This is a genomic window from Streptomyces sp. NBC_00887, from assembly GCF_045207585.1.
On the sequence record NZ_CP108788.1, the window covers coordinates 7,225,983 to 7,239,862 of the forward strand.

Here is a 13,880-nt window from a genome sequence, read left to right on the forward strand (position 1 = left end):
GCGCAGCGCGATGTCCGTTTTCCGCCGGACCGGTGAAGACGTTCGGGCCACCCTCGGAGCATGACCACCTATGAGGCACGACCGATCGCCCCCACCGCCCTCGACGAGCTCCGCAAGACGGACGACGCGGACCGTCCCTGCGTCCCGTACACGGCGACGGAGGGCGGCGAACCGCTGCGCTGCTGCCTGCGCGCCGCCGGGCCGGGGGAGCGGATCGCCCTCGTCTCGTACGCGCCGCTGAGGCGCTGGGCGGCGGAGACCTGGGCCAGGCCGGGGGCGTACGACGAGCAGGGTCCGGTCTTCATCCACGCCGAGGAGTGCGAGGGGCCGGCGGGTGACCGGGACGGCTACCCGTTCGCGCGGGCGGGCGCGCTGCGCACGGTCCGCCGCTACGACGCGGACGGTCACATCGTCGGCGGCCGCCTGCTGGAGATCCCGGCCGACGAGGCGCGCGGCTACGACGACGCCTTCGCGGAAGCCTTCGCCGACCCCGAGGTGGCGCTGGTGCATGTGCGGGCCGTGGAGTACGGGTGCTTCCACTTCGAGGTGCGACGCGGGTAGTACCCGAACCGCAGTTCGGGTGGCCAGGCTGCTCCTACTATTGGTAGCATTGGGGTCATGAAGATCAGTGTGAGCTTGCCGCAGGAGGATGTCGCCTTCGTCGACGAGTACGCCGCGAAGACCGAAGCGGATTCCCGGTCGGCGGTGATACACGCCGCCATCGAGTTGCTTCGTTCCGCCAACCTGGAGGCCGATTACGAGGCCGCCTTCGCCGAGTGGGACGCGAGCGAGGACGCCGCGTTCTGGGACCGGTTCTCGGGGGACGGAATCGCCGATGAAACGCGGTGATATCTATTTGGTCGACTACGAGCCCGTGCGTGGCGGCGAGGCCGACAAGGCCCGCCCCTCGGTGATCATCTCCAACGACGGAGCGAACGCCGTGGTGGCGCGAACGGGGCGAGGAGTGGTCACCGTCGTACCACTGACCGCGAACGTTGCTCGGATCTACCCCTTCCAGGTGCTGTTGCAGGCTGGCGAGACCGGTCTGACGAGGGACTCCAAGGTGCAGTGCGAGCAGGTACGCGCGATGGCTGAGGAGCGGTTCGTACGGCAGGTGGGTACCGTCCCCCGTCAGCGCATGGCGGATATCGACGCGGCCCTGCGGCGGCACCTCGCCCTCTGAGGCATGCGAAAGGACGGCCCCCGGACATCGGGGCCGCCCTTTCACGAGTGGAAAATCAGGAAAATCAGCCCTTCAGCTCCGCCGCCACCAGCTCCGCGATCTGCACCGCGTTCAGCGCCGCGCCCTTGCGCAGGTTGTCGTTGGAGACGAAGAGCGCGAGGCCGTGCTCGACGGTCTCGTCGACCCGGATGCGGCCCACGTACGAGGCGTCCTGGCCGGCAGCCTGGAGCGGGGTCGGGATCTCGGAGAGTTCGACACCCTCGGCGTCCTTCAGCAGCTCGTAGGCGCGCTCGACGCTGATCGGACGGGCGAAGCGGGCATTGATCTGCAGGGAGTGGCCGGAGAAGACCGGGACCCGGACGCAGGTGCCGGACACCTTGAGCTCCGGGATCTCCAGGATCTTGCGGGACTCGTTGCGGAGCTTCTGCTCCTCGTCCGTCTCGAACGAACCGTCGTCGACGATCGAGCCGGCGAGCGGCAGTACGTTGAAGGCGATCGGACGCCTGTAGACGCCCGGCTCGGGGAAGTCGACCGCGCCGCCGTCGTGCGTGAGCTTGTCCGCGTCGGCGACGACCTTGGACACCTGGCCGTGCAGCTCCGCGACACCGGCGACACCGGAACCCGACACCGCCTGGTACGTGGCGACGGTCAGGGTCTTCAGACCCGCCTCCTCGTGCAGCGGGCGCAGCACGGGCATGGCGGCCATCGTCGTGCAGTTCGGGTTGGCGATGATGCCCTTGGGGCGGTTCCCGATCGCGTGCGCGTTGACCTCGGAGACCACCAGCGGGACCTCGGGGTCCTTGCGCCAGGCGGAGGAGTTGTCGATCACGACGGCACCCTGGGCGGCGACCTTCTCGGCCAGTGCCTTCGACGTCGCACCCCCCGCGGAGAACAGCACGATGTCCAGACCCGTGTAATCGGCCGTGGAGGCGTCCTCGACGGTGATGTCGGTGCCCTCGTAGGCGATCGTGGAGCCCGCGGAACGGGCGGAGGCGAAGAGCCGCAGTTCGGCGACGGGGAACTTCCGCTCGGCCAGGATCCTGCGCATGACTGTGCCGACCTGACCGGTGGCGCCGACGATTCCGACCTTCACAGGGACTCCTTCAAACGTACGAACGGGCACGGTTGCCGCTCCATGATGCGTATGTCCCCGCCCACCTTGTCCAATCCATTGTCCGTTCCTCGGACGGCGACCGTCCACGGCGGGCGAACGTTCTGCCGCGCTCCCGCGTCAGAGGGGAAACACATACAGGGGGAGGCACTCCTTGCTGGGAAGGAAGGCGGCCGGCGCGGGGGACGACCCCCTGGGCCCGGCACTGGTGAACCGCGTCAGAGCGGTTCTTTCACTGGGCGGAGTTCCGTACTCCGACCTGCAGGACGGTGTGCAACAGATACGGCTGCGCCTCCTGGAGCGCTCGGCGAGCGGCCGGGAGGCCCCCCGCGAGATCGGCGCCTGGGCGGCCGTGGTCGCCTCGAACCTGGCCGCCGACTGGCACCGGAGCAGGAACCGACAGGCACGGGTGGGCGCCCGGCTCGCCGCGCTGAGCCCGGCCGCCCCCGGCACCGAGGGCGGTCAGGAGGCCCGCCTGCTGGCTCTCACGGTGGCCGAGGGGCTGGACGAACTGCCGGCACCGCAGCGCCAGGCCCTGGTCCTGCGGTTCTACGCGGACCTCTCGGTACGGCAGATCGCGGCGGAGCTGGGCATACCCGAGGGAACGGTCAAGAGCCGCCTGCACGCGGCGGCCCGAGCGATGCGCGAGCGGCTCGCGCGGGTTCACGCGGACGAGGTGGTGTGACGATGGACACGGACGGGTCCGACGAGCTGATGGCCGTACTGGTGGGGCAGTCCGCGCCCGACCCGGGCGACGCACCGGCCGCCGCGCGGTACGACGCCGCGAGGCGTGACATGACGGTGCTCCGCGAGCAGCTGCACCTCATCGGGGACCACCTGGCCGCCCCGGACGGCGCACCGGGCACCCTCACGTCTTCGCGTCCCCGGTGGGTGCGGAAGGGGCCACTCGCGCTCGCGGCCTCCGTGGTGATCGCCGCATGCCTGGCCGGGACCGGAATCCTCTGGTCGGTCGCCCAGCCGTCCGGGGAGCACGGCGACGCCAAACTGGGCCGGGAGGGAATGATGGCCTGCGCGCGGGTCGTCGCGGACGGCACGGTCAGCCGGACGGAACGGGTCGGCGGCCTCGTACGGGTCGTACTGACGGTCGACCGGTACCTCAAACCGGACCGGGGACCGCGGGAGACCTCGTTCGTCGTCCCGGGGGAGGAGGCGGACTACTTCCGGTCGGGCAGGCCCATGGTCGTGATCGTCTCGCGCTTCCCGGGCGAGCCGGTGAACTCCTTCACCGGTGAGGACCGGGCCACCGCCTGGCAGTGGATGTCGGCCGCGCTGCCCGCCTCGCGCACCCTGGAATGCACGGACCCCGGATGACGCACAGCGGGGCGGGAGCTCCCGGAAGAGCGCCCGCCCCGCTGCTCAGGTACTTCGGACCGTTACGGCGTGACCTTCTCGATCACGACGCTGCCGGTGCCCGCCGCGGTGCCGCGGGAGTTCACCAGGTGCACCTCGCCGAAGAACTGCCGGCCCTCGGGAGCCGCTCCGGCGACCACGACCTCGGCGCCGACCTGCGCGGACGCGCCGTTGGCCAGGGTCACGGCCTTCGACTCGTCGACGTTGATCGAGCCGAGCGACGGTGCGTAGTACACGTCGCGGTAGTCGTACTCGGTGGTCCCGGCCGGGACCGCGTAGCCGTCGATGACGACGGTGTACGTACCGGCGGCCGGCTTCACCAGGCTGACCGACTCCTCGGAACCGGCCGTCGTGGACGCACCGACCTCCGTGTCGCCGTTGTAGACGTACAGGTCGATGTCGGCATTGGCGTCCGACGTGCCACCGATGGCGAAGTCGAGCTTCTCGACACCCTCACCGATGGTGACCGTGGTCTCGTACGTCTCGCCCGTGGAGATCGACGGACGCTCGACCTTGGCCGAACCCAGCGAGCCGCCCTTGAGTGAGCCCTCGAGGTCACCGGCGTTGTTGGTGACCGTCCAGTCCACCGCGGCCGGGGTGCCGATCTTCGCCTCGGCGATGGTCTTCACCGCCGGGTCGAAGGACGCGCCGAGCAGCGAGACATCCAGCTTGTACGGGTTGTCCAGCAGCGGCGACGTACGACGGGACTCGACCTCGATCTCCCAGACGCCGGGCTGCGGGGCCTTGTAGGACCGCGTGTCCGGACGGCAGGTGTTGGCCGGGTTCTCGTAGTTCGGGTAGCAGAAGATCGTGGAGCTGTCCTCCACCGCGACCCCGTAGGGGTGGATGGAGATGAACCGCGTCTGGCTGCCCGAGCGCAGGGCGCTCATCGCGACCTCGAGCGTCTCCGCGCCCTCGGGGACGTTCACGAAGTACGACGTGGTGCCGTTGCGCTGCACCGAGCCGGTCGTCGAGAACGCGTAACCCGGCTTCACCAGGTCCTTGGAAACGATGACGGTGGCCAGGATCTGCTGGTCGACGCCGACGGTCTTGGCATCGTCCACCTGCAGGATCGCGCTGTGCACACCGGCGGTGCCGGGCTTCGCCTCGACCTTGACGGTCACGGGCTTGCCGAGCGGCAGCGAGACGGTGCTCGAACCGGTCAGCCTGAAGGTGCCGTCGTTGTTCTTCCACGACAGCTTGTGCGCGACCGCGCCGTCCGGACCCGTGGTGCGGGTGACCGTGACGTCGTACGACTTCTTCTGGCCGGCCTTGAGGCCGCCCTCACGGTCGTACAGGCCGGTGCCGAAGCCCGGGGTCTTCAGCGCGAAGTCGATCGCGGTGTCGACCGGGGCCTTCACCGAGAACTCGTGCGCCGGGGCGCCCTGCTTCTCGATCTGCTTCCAGGCACCGACGATGTTGATCAGACCGGCACCCTGGGCGTGCGCGGGCACGCCGTCGATGTGGGTGGCGGTGCTGGTCAGCGCGGTGCGCAGGTCGGCAGGCGGCAGCTCGATGTTCTTCTGCTTCGCGGCGGACAGGAGCAGCGCCGTGGCGCCGGCGGCCTGCGGCGAGGACATCGAGGTGCCCTGCAGCATGGAGTAACCGGCGGGCAGCGTGTAACCCGCCTCCTTGACCGGGCCGCCGGGGAACCAGGTCTGGGTGGTGTTGATGGACGCACCCGGAGCGGTCAGGATCGGCGCGAAGCCGCCGTCCTCACGCGGACCGCGCGAGGAGAAGGGCAGCATGTCGTACTTCTTGGTGACGTTCGAGCCGTAGTTCGCGGCCCAGGTCTCCTTGGAGATGGACGCGCCGACCGAGATGACGTGGTCGGCGAGGCCGGGGTCACCGATCGTGTTGACACCCGGGCCCTCGTTGCCGGCCGAGATGACCAGCTGGACGCCGTAGATGTCGATGAGCCGCTTGTAGAGCTCGGCGCGCGCGTTGTTGCCGTCGTTGAGCGGCGGCAGGCCGCCGATCGACATGTTGACGACGTCGACACCGCGGTTCACGACGAGGTCGATCATGCCCTCGGTCAGCGCGATGTTGGTGCAGCCGCCGGACCAGGTGCAGGCACGCGAGGAGACGACCTTGGCGCCGGGCGCCGCGCCGTTCATCTTGCCGCCGAACAGACCGTTGGCCGCGGTGATGCCCGCGACGTGCGTGCCGTGCTCGCTCTCGATGACACCGATGTTGACGTAGTCGGCCTTGGTGCCGGCCGCGTCGAAGACGACGTCCTTGCGGGTCTCGACGACGAACGGGATGCGCTCGACGATCTGCGTCGCCGGGTTGTCCGTGCCGAAGTAGCCGACCTGGTGCTTGTCCTTGTACGGCTGGAGCACGGCGTCGTTGCCGAAGTTCGCGTCGTCGTTCAGGTCGACGCGGACGGTACCGGCGGTCGGGTCGTAGAGCACGGCCCACTTGTCGGTGGTGTCGCCGTCCCGGTTCAGGTCCCCGGCCATGTCGCCGCCCAGGGTGGCGGCCTCGGAGAAGAGCTGGATCTTGTAGGACCCCTCCGGCGCCGAGTAGGTGCGGCCGCCGATGGTGAACGTCGGACCCGCCACGGTCGCGGTCATCCGCAGCCAGGTGCGGTCGCCGTCGCTCACGGGGTCGGTGGCCGTCACCCAGTCGACGATCTTGCGCTCGCCGGTGGTGGTCTTCTGCAGCGCCGGGTGCGCGATGTCGACACCGGAGTCAAGGACACCGATGGTGATACCGCGGCCGTCGGCCTTCGGGTGCTGCTGGACGAAGTCGACCGCGCCCGTCTCGAAGGACGGGTTGTACGGGTTCTTCGCCGGCGTGTTCTTGCCGGGCGCAGGGTAACTGCCCGTGGACTTCGTCTGCTTCGCACCGGCGGCCCGGTCGCCCGAGGGCGTCGGGTCGTCGAGCTTGATCTCCTGCTTGAGATCGATGCCGTGCACGGACGACAGCTTCTGGGCCGCCTTGATGGTGGCCTCGGCCGTCGCGGTCGGCACGGTCGCCCGGACGTAGCCGAGCTTGTCGTACGTCTGTCCCAGCACGGACCCCTTGACGGCGTCCAGTTGCTCGGTGACCTGCTCGGTCGCACCGGGGGCGGTGGCGACCATCATCGTGATGTTCTTCTCGCCCTTGGCCTCGGCCTTCGCCAGCACATCGGCGTCGGCCTCACCGAGCTTGTCGCCCTTGTCGCTGGTGGCGGCAGGCTTCACCGGCGTGGTCACCGGGGCGTCGGCGGCGAAGACCGGGGCGGCGCCGGAGGCGGCCAGTGCGGCCACCAGACCGGCGGCGGCAGCGATGCGCGCCGCGCGTCTCGCCCCGGGTATGGAGCTGGGGGATTCCTTGGTCATCAGCATCCCTGTAGGTGAAAGAAAGAGAGAGTCCGGAATTCGGTACCGGATGACCGCTCAGCCTTTCTTAAAAGGCAGGGGTTTGTGGAGACTTGGCGGCGGCGAGTAGTGGACATGGCGTACATTCGCCACCGGTGCTGATGCGTCATGTGGGACGAAAAGGGTGAATGTTCCGCTCATCGCGGCAGGACCACCACGTACGCTGCCGGTTCACGGTCGTCCGCCGCCATCAGCGCCGTACGCACCACCACCGTCTGCTGCGCCATCCTCTCGCGCAGCTTCTTCGCCGTGACGCGGACGACGGTCACCCCGAGCCGCTCCAGGTGCTCCCGTTCCGCGGTGTACGTGACGTGCTCCTGGCGAGGGCTGCGGGTGCCGAGTTCGAGCGCGACGGCCTGTTCCGGCCAGTACGCGTCCACCCCGCCCAGGAACGTGCCGCCCTGCAGGTACAGATCCACGTTCCACAGCGGTTCCGGCAGACCGTAGCTGCGCACCATCTCGTACAGCCGGTCCTCCGCCACCGCCCTGCCCTCCATGAGCAGCGCGTCGACGGCCTCCACCACATGGGGCCTGCCCAGCAGCTTGGCGGCACTCAACTCCCGTACGACCGTCGCCGGTTCGCAGTGCCCGCCGCGCACCGCCTCCGTCAGCATCCGGCGCACCGTGGGGGCATCCGTGAGCTCGGCCACCGCATCCGCGAGGGCCCGCTCCACCGGGGCCACGGGCACTCCGAGCCGCCGGTCGGGCGCGGGGAGCGAGGCCGCCCGCTTCACACCGACGAAGCGGGTGGAGCGCAGCCGCCTCGCGCGCGGCACCAGCACGTCGATCCGGTGGAGGGCGATCATCGGCGGTGCGGACGCGAAACCGTGCAGGGCCAGCGCCGCCAGCCCGGTGACCATCGCCTCGCCGTACCCCGGACCGGACTGGGCCGGTACGGTCCGCCGCGCGGAGACCGGTGGCCGACCGGCGTACAACAGGGCCCCGTGCAGGCGCTCCTGGCTCGTGGGCGGGCCAGGGTGCAGGAGGTACACGCCGGGCAGCAACTGCTGCCACGGCCCGCCCGGCAGGCACTGCGCGGCGGTCTGCGCGGCGGACACGCCCTGAGCGCGCAACTGCGCGGCGGACTGGACGCGTTGACGCACATCGTGAAGGGGACGGGGGGTCAGCGGGGTGTTCTGGGTCATGCCCCGGAGGTTTCCGTACCTCTCAGGAGCGCTGATCCCTGTTACGAAGCCGTCGGCATTTCAGGACAACGCCGTCCTAAAGTACGGCAGTTCGACTGCCGAAAAGAGCGGTCGCGCCGGGGATTGTGCGACGGCCTCCCCGCACAGATGTGCGGGGAGGCCGTCGCACCACATCAGGCTGCGGCGTCGCACTCCTGGCCGCGCAGCGCCCGCGCCAGGTCGTCGCGGGCCTCCAGGACCAGCCGCCGCAGCGCCGGGGCCGCGTCCGGGCGGGAGGTCAGCCACGCGTCCGTCGCCGCCAGCGTCGCGGGGTCGTCCTGCAGCCCCGGGAACAGGCCCTTGACGACGTCCATGCCGATCTGGATGGACCGCGCGGCCCACACCCGCTCGATCGCCTCGAAGTAAGAGGCGGTGTACGGCGCCAGCAGCTCGCGCTGCGAGGGCTGCACGAAGCCCGCGATCGTCGCCCCGGCGAGCGCGTTGGACAGCTTGTCCGACTCCACGACGGCCGCCCATGCCTGAGCCTTGACCGCGGCCGAGGGGCGCGAGGCCAGGCACCGTACGTGGTGGCGCTTGCCGGACGCCGTGTCGTCACGGGCCAGTTCGGCGTCGATGGCCGGCTCGTCGGCCACCCCGTGCGAGACCAGCGGCGACAGGAACGCCCAGCGCAGCTCCTGGTCGACATCCAGGCCCTCGATCACGGCCGTGTCGTCCAGCAGGGCCGTCAGCAGCTGGAAGTCCGCCTCCGAGGTGGCGACCGCCGCGAAGAACCGCGCCCAGGCCAGCTGGTGCTGACCGCCCGGCTCCGCGAGGCGCAGCTCCCGCAGCGCGCCCTCGGCCAGCGCCCGGCCGCCCTCCTCGCGCCACGCCGGAGCGGCGTAGTGCACGAGCGCGGACTGGGCCCAGGCGTGCAGCATCTGGAGCACGCCGATGTCCGACTCCCGGCCGGCGAACGCCAGGACCAGGGAGACGAAGTCGCGGGCCGGCAGCAGTGCGTCCCGGGTCAGGTTCCACAGCGCGGACCAGCACAGCGCGCGGGCCAGCGGGTCGGTGATGTCTCCCAGGTGCTCCCGCAGGGTGGTGAGGGACCTCTCGTCGAAGCGGACCTTGCAGTACGTGAGGTCGTCGTCGTTGACCAGGACGAGGTCGGGCTTCTCGGCCCCCGCCAGCTCCGTCACCACGGTGTGCGGCCCGGCGACGTCCACCTCGGCGCGGGCGTACCGCACCAGGCCACCCGCGGGGGTGCGGCGGTACAGGCCCACCGCGACCCGGTGCGGGCGCAGTTCCGGGTGGGAGGCGGCGGCCCCCTGGAGCACGACCAGCTCCGTGATCCGGTCCGCGGCGTCGTACGTCAGCGCCGGCGTCAGGACGTTGACGCCCGCCGTCTGCAGCCAGGACCGGGACCAGGACGTCATGTCGCGCCCTGACGTCTCGGCGAGCACCGAGAGCAGGTCGCCCAGCTGTGTGTTGCCGTACGCGTGCTGCTTGAAGTAGCGGCGCGCACCCTCCAGGAACGCGTCCCGTCCCACGTACGCCACCAGCTGCTTGAGCACCGAGGCGCCCTTGGCGTACGTGATGCCGTCGAAGTTGAGCTTGGCGTCCTCCAGGTCACGGATGTCGGCCGTGATCGGGTGTGTGGACGGCAGCTGGTCGGCGCGGTACGCCCAGGCCTTGCGGTAGTTGGCGAAGGTGATCCAGCCGTTGGTGAAGCGGGTGGCCTCCACCATCGAGAAGGACCCCATGAAGTCGGCGAAGGACTCCTTCAGCCACAGGTCGTCCCACCACTGCATGGTGACCAGATCGCCGAACCACATGTGCGCCATCTCGTGCAGGAGGGTGTTGGCGCGGCGCTCGTAGGACGCCGAGGTGACCTTGCCGCGGTAGATGTACTCCTCGCGGAAGGTGACACAGCCCGGGTTCTCCATGGCGCCGATGTTGTACTCGGGCACGAAGGCCTGGTCGTACTTCCCGAACGGGTACGGGTAGTCGAAGTGGTCGTGGAAGAAGTCCAGGCCCTGCTTGGTGATCAGGAAGATGTCGTCCGCGTCGAAGTGCCGCGCGAGCCCCTTGCGGCACATCGCGCCCAGGGGGATCTCCAGCTTCGAACCGTCGTCGAACGTACGGGTGTAGAGGTCGCTCTCGCAGTGGTACGGACCCGCCACGACCGTCGTGATGTACGTCGAGATGGGCTTCGTCTCCGCGAACCGCCACTCCTCGCCCTCGTGGAACTCCTCGGCGCCGTTCGACCGGACCGTCCACCCCTCGGGCGCCGTGACCTGGAAGCGGTAGGGGGCCTTCAGGTCGGGCTGTTCGAAGTTCGCGTAGACGCGCCGGGCGTCGGCCGGCTCGTAGTGCGTGTAGAGGTAGACCTCGCCGTCCTCCGGGTCGACGAAGCGGTGCATGCCCTCGCCGGTCCGGCTGTACGCGCACTGCGCGTCGACCACCAGGACGTTCTCGCCCGCGGCGAGGCCGTCCAGTGCGATCCGGCTGCCGTCGAAGACGGCCGCCGGGTCCAGGGCCCTCCCGTTCAGCGTCACCGTGGATACGGCCGGGGCCACCAGGTCGGCGAAGGTCGAGGCCCCCGCGCGCGCGGCGCGGAACCGGATCGTGGTCAGCGAGCGGAACGTGCGCGGACCGGCGCTCCCGTCGGGCTCACCGACAGCGGAACGCAGGTCGAGGGCGACCTCGTAACCGTCGACGGTCAGCAGCTCGGCCCGCTCACGGGCCTCGTCGCGGGACAGGTTCTCACCGGGCACGGAACACTCCTTTGTGTCTCATTCGAACAGCTTTGATCCTCGCACGCGGCCGGAGAACCCGGCACCCGGGAATGGCCGGAGCGCCCCGTGGCGTTCTGGAACTCAGGTGCGAGACGACCTCATGAGGAGAGACATGCCCGAGAACAGCACGTCGAACGGCAGGACCCCGGCGGACTTCTGGTTCGACCCGGTCTGCCCCTGGGCCTGGATGACCTCACGCTGGATGCTGGAAGTGGAGAAGGTCCGCGACGTAGAGGTCCGCTGGCATGTGATGAGCCTGGCCGTGCTCAACGAGGACCGGCTGGACGAGCTGCCGGAGGAGTACCGGGACATGCTGGCGAACAAGGCGTGGGGCCCGGTCCGGGTCGTCGTCGCCGCCCAGCAGAAGCACGGCGACGCTGTCGTCGGCCCCCTTTACACAGCGCTCGGTACCCGCATCCACAACAAGGGCGAGGGCCCGACCCGTGAGGCCGTCGTGGGTGCCCTCGAAGATGTCGGCCTGCCGGTGGAGCTCGCGGAGTACGCGGACTCGGACACGTACGACAAGGAGCTGCGCGCCTCCCACAAGGAGGGCATCGAGAAGGTCGGCCAGGACGTCGGCACGCCGGTCATCGCCGTGCCCGGCGCCGACGGCGAGCAGATCGCGTTCTTCGGCCCGGTCGTGACCCCCGCCCCGAAGGGCGAGGACGCGGCGAAGCTGTGGGACGGCACGCTGCTGGTCGCGTCGGTCCCCGGCTTCTACGAGATCAAGCGCACCCGTACGCAGGGCCCGTCCTTCGACTGACGTACCCGCACGACCCCGCACAGCCATGGAAGAACCCCCGCGAGTCATGTCCTCGCGGGGGGTTCTTCTTTCATCCGCCTGCCGGGTGAAGGTTGAGAAGACGATCACGAGGCAGGACGTCTGCACACCGTCAGGGAGCGAGCAGGAGCACGTCCGCGCGCTCCTTCGCGGCCGCGTACCGCTTCGCCACGTCCTGCCAGTTGACGACGCGCCACATCGCCTCGATGAAGTCGACCTTCTGGTTCTTGTACTGGAGGTAGAAGGCGTGCTCCCAGGCGTCGAAGACCAGGATCGGGACCGAGCCCTGGCCGACGTTGCCCTGGTGGTCGTAGACCTGCTCGACGATCAGCCGGCCGCTGACCGGCTCGTAGGCGAGGACGCCCCAGCCGGAGCCCTGCGTGGTGGCCGCGGCCTTCGTCAGCTGGGACGTGAAGCCGGCGTACGAGCCGAAGGACTCGGCGATCGCGTCGGCGAGGTCGCCCACACCGTCCGCCGCGAGGGGCTCGCCGCCGCCGTCGCCGGTCATGTTGTGCCAGTAGATCGAGTGCAGGATGTGGCCGGAGAGATGAAACGCGAGGTTCTTCTGGAGGCCGTTGATCGCGCCCCAGGCCTCCTTGTCGCGGGCCTCTTCCAGCTGCTCCAGGGTGTCGTTCGCGCCCTTCACGTACGCGGCGTGGTGCTTGTCGTGGTGGAGCTCGACGATCTGCGGGTTGATGACCGGTTCGAGCGCCGCGTAGTCGTACGGGAGTTCCGGAAGCGTGTACGTGGCCATGGGTTCGAACCCTCCAACTGCTGTCCTGTTGTTATTGCAAGTCATTCGCAATTGCAGGCTAGCAGGAGGAGGGTCCGAAAGTGATCAGCCCCTGGTCCCAGGACCCCGGACCGTCGCGTGCGGCCGCCGCGAGGTCCGGGAAGTCGGTGACGACCGCGTCCACGCCCTGCCCGAAGTGGAAGACGTACTCGGCGAACGCGTCCCCGAAGTCGTCGGGCGCGGTGCCCCTTCGGTACGGGGCCGGGAGGTACCGGTTCTCCGCGCGGAAGGTGTACGCGCCGACCTTCAGCCCCGCCGCGTGGGCATCGGCCAGCAGGGTCAGCGGCGGGACGAGCGAGGACTTGTCCGGGCCGATCCACTGCGCGTACGAGGCGATCTCGCGCAGCCCGGCCGGCGTCATCATCTCCTTGTACGTGGCCGGGTGGCCGTACGGGCCACCGCTGGTGCCCAGCGCCTGCCAGAGCGGGAGACCGAGCCGGGCCTCGGCGACCCGGTGCAGGCTGGACGGCTCGAAGGACTGGACGACGCAGTCGCGGGCGGTCAGACGGTTGCGCCGGATCACCCGGATCAGTTCGGGCTCCAGCGGCAGGCCGATCGAGCGGAAGTACGTCGGGTGCTTCGTCTCGGGGAAGACCGCGATCCGGCGGCGGTGCTCCCTGGACAGGGTGCGGGCCAGATCGACGACCTCCTGGAACGTCATGATCTGCTCGCGGCCGTCGAAGACCGTATTGCGGTTACGGATCAGAGGCAGCCGCTCCACGGCGCGCAGCGTCTTCAGTTCCGCCAGGGTGAAGTCCTCGGTGAACCAGCCGGTGACGGCCCTGCCGTCGACCGTCTTCGTGGTGCGGCGGCCGGCGAACTCCGGGTGCCCGGCCACATCCGTCGTGCCCGAGATCTCGTTCTCGTGGCGCACGACCAGGACGTGATCCTTCGTCGGGACGAGGTCGGGCTCGATCCAGTCGGCTCCGGCCCGCACCCCGAAGGTGTAGGCGGCGGCGGTGTGTTCGGGCCGCCAGCCGGCGGCGCCGCGATGGCCGATGACGACGGGCCCGCGGGGGCGTCCGGGGCCGGACGACGCGGCGGCGGGGGTCGCGGCGGCGGCCGACACCGCGGCCGTGGCCAGGAGGATCGAACGGCGTCTCGGGTGCTGGGACATGCGAGCTCCTCGTGCGGGCCGGATCGTGCGGAGGAACCACCAAAGCCACGAGGGGTTACAGCAGGGCGGACAGAGGCTTGCCGCCTCATGCACGGACGTGGGTAGGGGCGCCGGACGCCGACGGCGCGGAACGGGAGACGGAGCCGGGTGAAGGTACGGAAGGGCCGCCCCGAGGAAGCCGCGGCACTGACCGAGCCGGCGCTGCGGTCGAAGGGGCACTGGGGTTACGACGAGGAG

General features: G+C 69.9%; 12 protein-coding genes. 6 read left to right on the top strand and 6 right to left on the bottom strand.

The features are described from left to right. Positions 1 to 60 precede the first annotated feature (60 nt). Genes OG844_RS32945 through OG844_RS32955 form a run of 3 tightly spaced genes read left to right on the top strand, consistent with a single transcriptional unit; the run spans position 61 to position 1,183 of the window. Positions 61 to 561, top strand: a complete 501-nt coding sequence (locus OG844_RS32945; protein ID WP_406395297.1) for a DUF1203 domain-containing protein — start codon at positions 61 to 63, stop codon at positions 559 to 561. Between the two features lie 57 nt (positions 562 to 618). Then, positions 619 to 849, top strand: a complete 231-nt coding sequence (locus OG844_RS32950) for a type II toxin-antitoxin system ParD family antitoxin (RefSeq protein WP_383182361.1) — start codon at positions 619 to 621, stop codon at positions 847 to 849. Continuing rightward, a complete protein-coding gene (locus OG844_RS32955; RefSeq protein WP_406395299.1) occupies positions 836 to 1,183 on the top strand; it encodes a type II toxin-antitoxin system PemK/MazF family toxin in 348 nt (115 codons plus the stop codon). Before OG844_RS32950 ends, OG844_RS32955 begins: the two co-directional genes overlap by 14 nt. 64 nt (positions 1,184 to 1,247) lie before the next feature. Here the strand turns inward: OG844_RS32955 and OG844_RS32960 are convergent, their stop codons facing one another. Further along, on the bottom strand, positions 1,248 to 2,276 hold the full coding sequence (locus OG844_RS32960) for an aspartate-semialdehyde dehydrogenase (RefSeq protein ID WP_406395300.1): 1,029 nt from the start codon (positions 2,274 to 2,276) through the stop codon (positions 1,248 to 1,250). A 172-nt stretch (positions 2,277 to 2,448) separates the two neighbouring features. Here OG844_RS32960 and OG844_RS32965 point away from each other — a divergent pair, with 172 nt between their 5' ends. Both OG844_RS32965 and OG844_RS32970 read left to right on the top strand, forming a co-directional pair. Continuing rightward, the gene (locus tag OG844_RS32965) at positions 2,449 to 2,979 is read left to right on the top strand and encodes an RNA polymerase sigma factor (RefSeq protein WP_406395302.1); all 531 of its coding nucleotides are present in this window, start codon (positions 2,449 to 2,451) and stop codon (positions 2,977 to 2,979) included. Between the two features lie 2 nt (positions 2,980 to 2,981). Next, positions 2,982 to 3,626, top strand: coding sequence for a hypothetical protein (locus OG844_RS32970; RefSeq protein WP_406395304.1), 645 nt, complete (start codon positions 2,982 to 2,984; stop codon positions 3,624 to 3,626). A 62-nt stretch (positions 3,627 to 3,688) separates the two neighbouring features. Here the strand turns inward: OG844_RS32970 and OG844_RS32975 are convergent, their stop codons facing one another. The 3 genes from OG844_RS32975 to pepN form a co-directional block, all read right to left on the bottom strand. Further along, the gene (locus OG844_RS32975) at positions 3,689 to 6,997 is read right to left on the bottom strand and encodes a S8 family serine peptidase (protein WP_406395305.1); all 3,309 of its coding nucleotides are present in this window, start codon (positions 6,995 to 6,997) and stop codon (positions 3,689 to 3,691) included. A 170-nt stretch (positions 6,998 to 7,167) separates the two neighbouring features. Continuing rightward, positions 7,168 to 8,175, bottom strand: coding sequence for a hypothetical protein (locus tag OG844_RS32980; protein WP_406395307.1), 1,008 nt, complete (start codon positions 8,173 to 8,175; stop codon positions 7,168 to 7,170). Positions 8,176 to 8,348: 173 nt separating this feature from the next. Next, complete coding sequence (gene pepN, locus OG844_RS32985; protein ID WP_406395309.1) at positions 8,349 to 10,931, bottom strand: aminopeptidase N; 2,583 nt, start codon at positions 10,929 to 10,931, stop codon at positions 8,349 to 8,351. Between the two features lie 133 nt (positions 10,932 to 11,064). Between pepN and OG844_RS32990 the strand changes: the two genes are divergently transcribed. Further along, a complete protein-coding gene (locus OG844_RS32990) occupies positions 11,065 to 11,715 on the top strand; it encodes a DsbA family protein (RefSeq protein WP_406395311.1) in 651 nt (216 codons plus the stop codon). A 130-nt stretch (positions 11,716 to 11,845) separates the two neighbouring features. On the opposite strand, the gene OG844_RS32995 is transcribed toward OG844_RS32990, so the two are convergent. Both OG844_RS32995 and OG844_RS33000 read right to left on the bottom strand, forming a co-directional pair. Then, positions 11,846 to 12,487 carry a superoxide dismutase gene (locus OG844_RS32995; RefSeq protein ID WP_406395313.1) on the bottom strand — a complete coding sequence of 214 codons (642 nt, stop codon included), beginning with the start codon at positions 12,485 to 12,487 and terminating at the stop codon, positions 11,846 to 11,848. A 58-nt stretch (positions 12,488 to 12,545) separates the two neighbouring features. Then, a complete protein-coding gene (locus OG844_RS33000; protein ID WP_406395314.1) occupies positions 12,546 to 13,643 on the bottom strand; it encodes a glycerophosphodiester phosphodiesterase family protein in 1,098 nt (365 codons plus the stop codon). Positions 13,644 to 13,880 lie beyond the last annotated feature (237 nt).

What these genes read in the sequence shown, in the direction of transcription:
- OG844_RS32945 (WP_406395297.1), top strand. Translation starts at nt 61, where the DNA reads ATGACCACCTATGAGGCACGACCGATCGCCCCCACCGCCCTCGACGAG.
- OG844_RS32950 (WP_383182361.1), top strand. Translation starts at nt 619, where the DNA reads ATGAAGATCAGTGTGAGCTTGCCGCAGGAGGATGTCGCCTTCGTCGAC.
- OG844_RS32955 (WP_406395299.1), top strand. Translation starts at nt 836, where the DNA reads ATGAAACGCGGTGATATCTATTTGGTCGACTACGAGCCCGTGCGTGGC.
- OG844_RS32970 (WP_406395304.1), top strand. Translation starts at nt 2,982, where the DNA reads ATGGACACGGACGGGTCCGACGAGCTGATGGCCGTACTGGTGGGGCAG.
- OG844_RS32975 (WP_406395305.1), bottom strand. Translation starts at nt 6,997, where the DNA reads ATGCTGATGACCAAGGAATCCCCCAGCTCCATACCCGGGGCGAGACGC.
- OG844_RS32980 (WP_406395307.1), bottom strand. Translation starts at nt 8,175, where the DNA reads ATGACCCAGAACACCCCGCTGACCCCCCGTCCCCTTCACGATGTGCGT.
- OG844_RS32990 (WP_406395311.1), top strand. Translation starts at nt 11,065, where the DNA reads ATGCCCGAGAACAGCACGTCGAACGGCAGGACCCCGGCGGACTTCTGG.
- OG844_RS32995 (WP_406395313.1), bottom strand. Translation starts at nt 12,487, where the DNA reads ATGGCCACGTACACGCTTCCGGAACTCCCGTACGACTACGCGGCGCTC.
- OG844_RS33000 (WP_406395314.1), bottom strand. Translation starts at nt 13,643, where the DNA reads ATGTCCCAGCACCCGAGACGCCGTTCGATCCTCCTGGCCACGGCCGCG.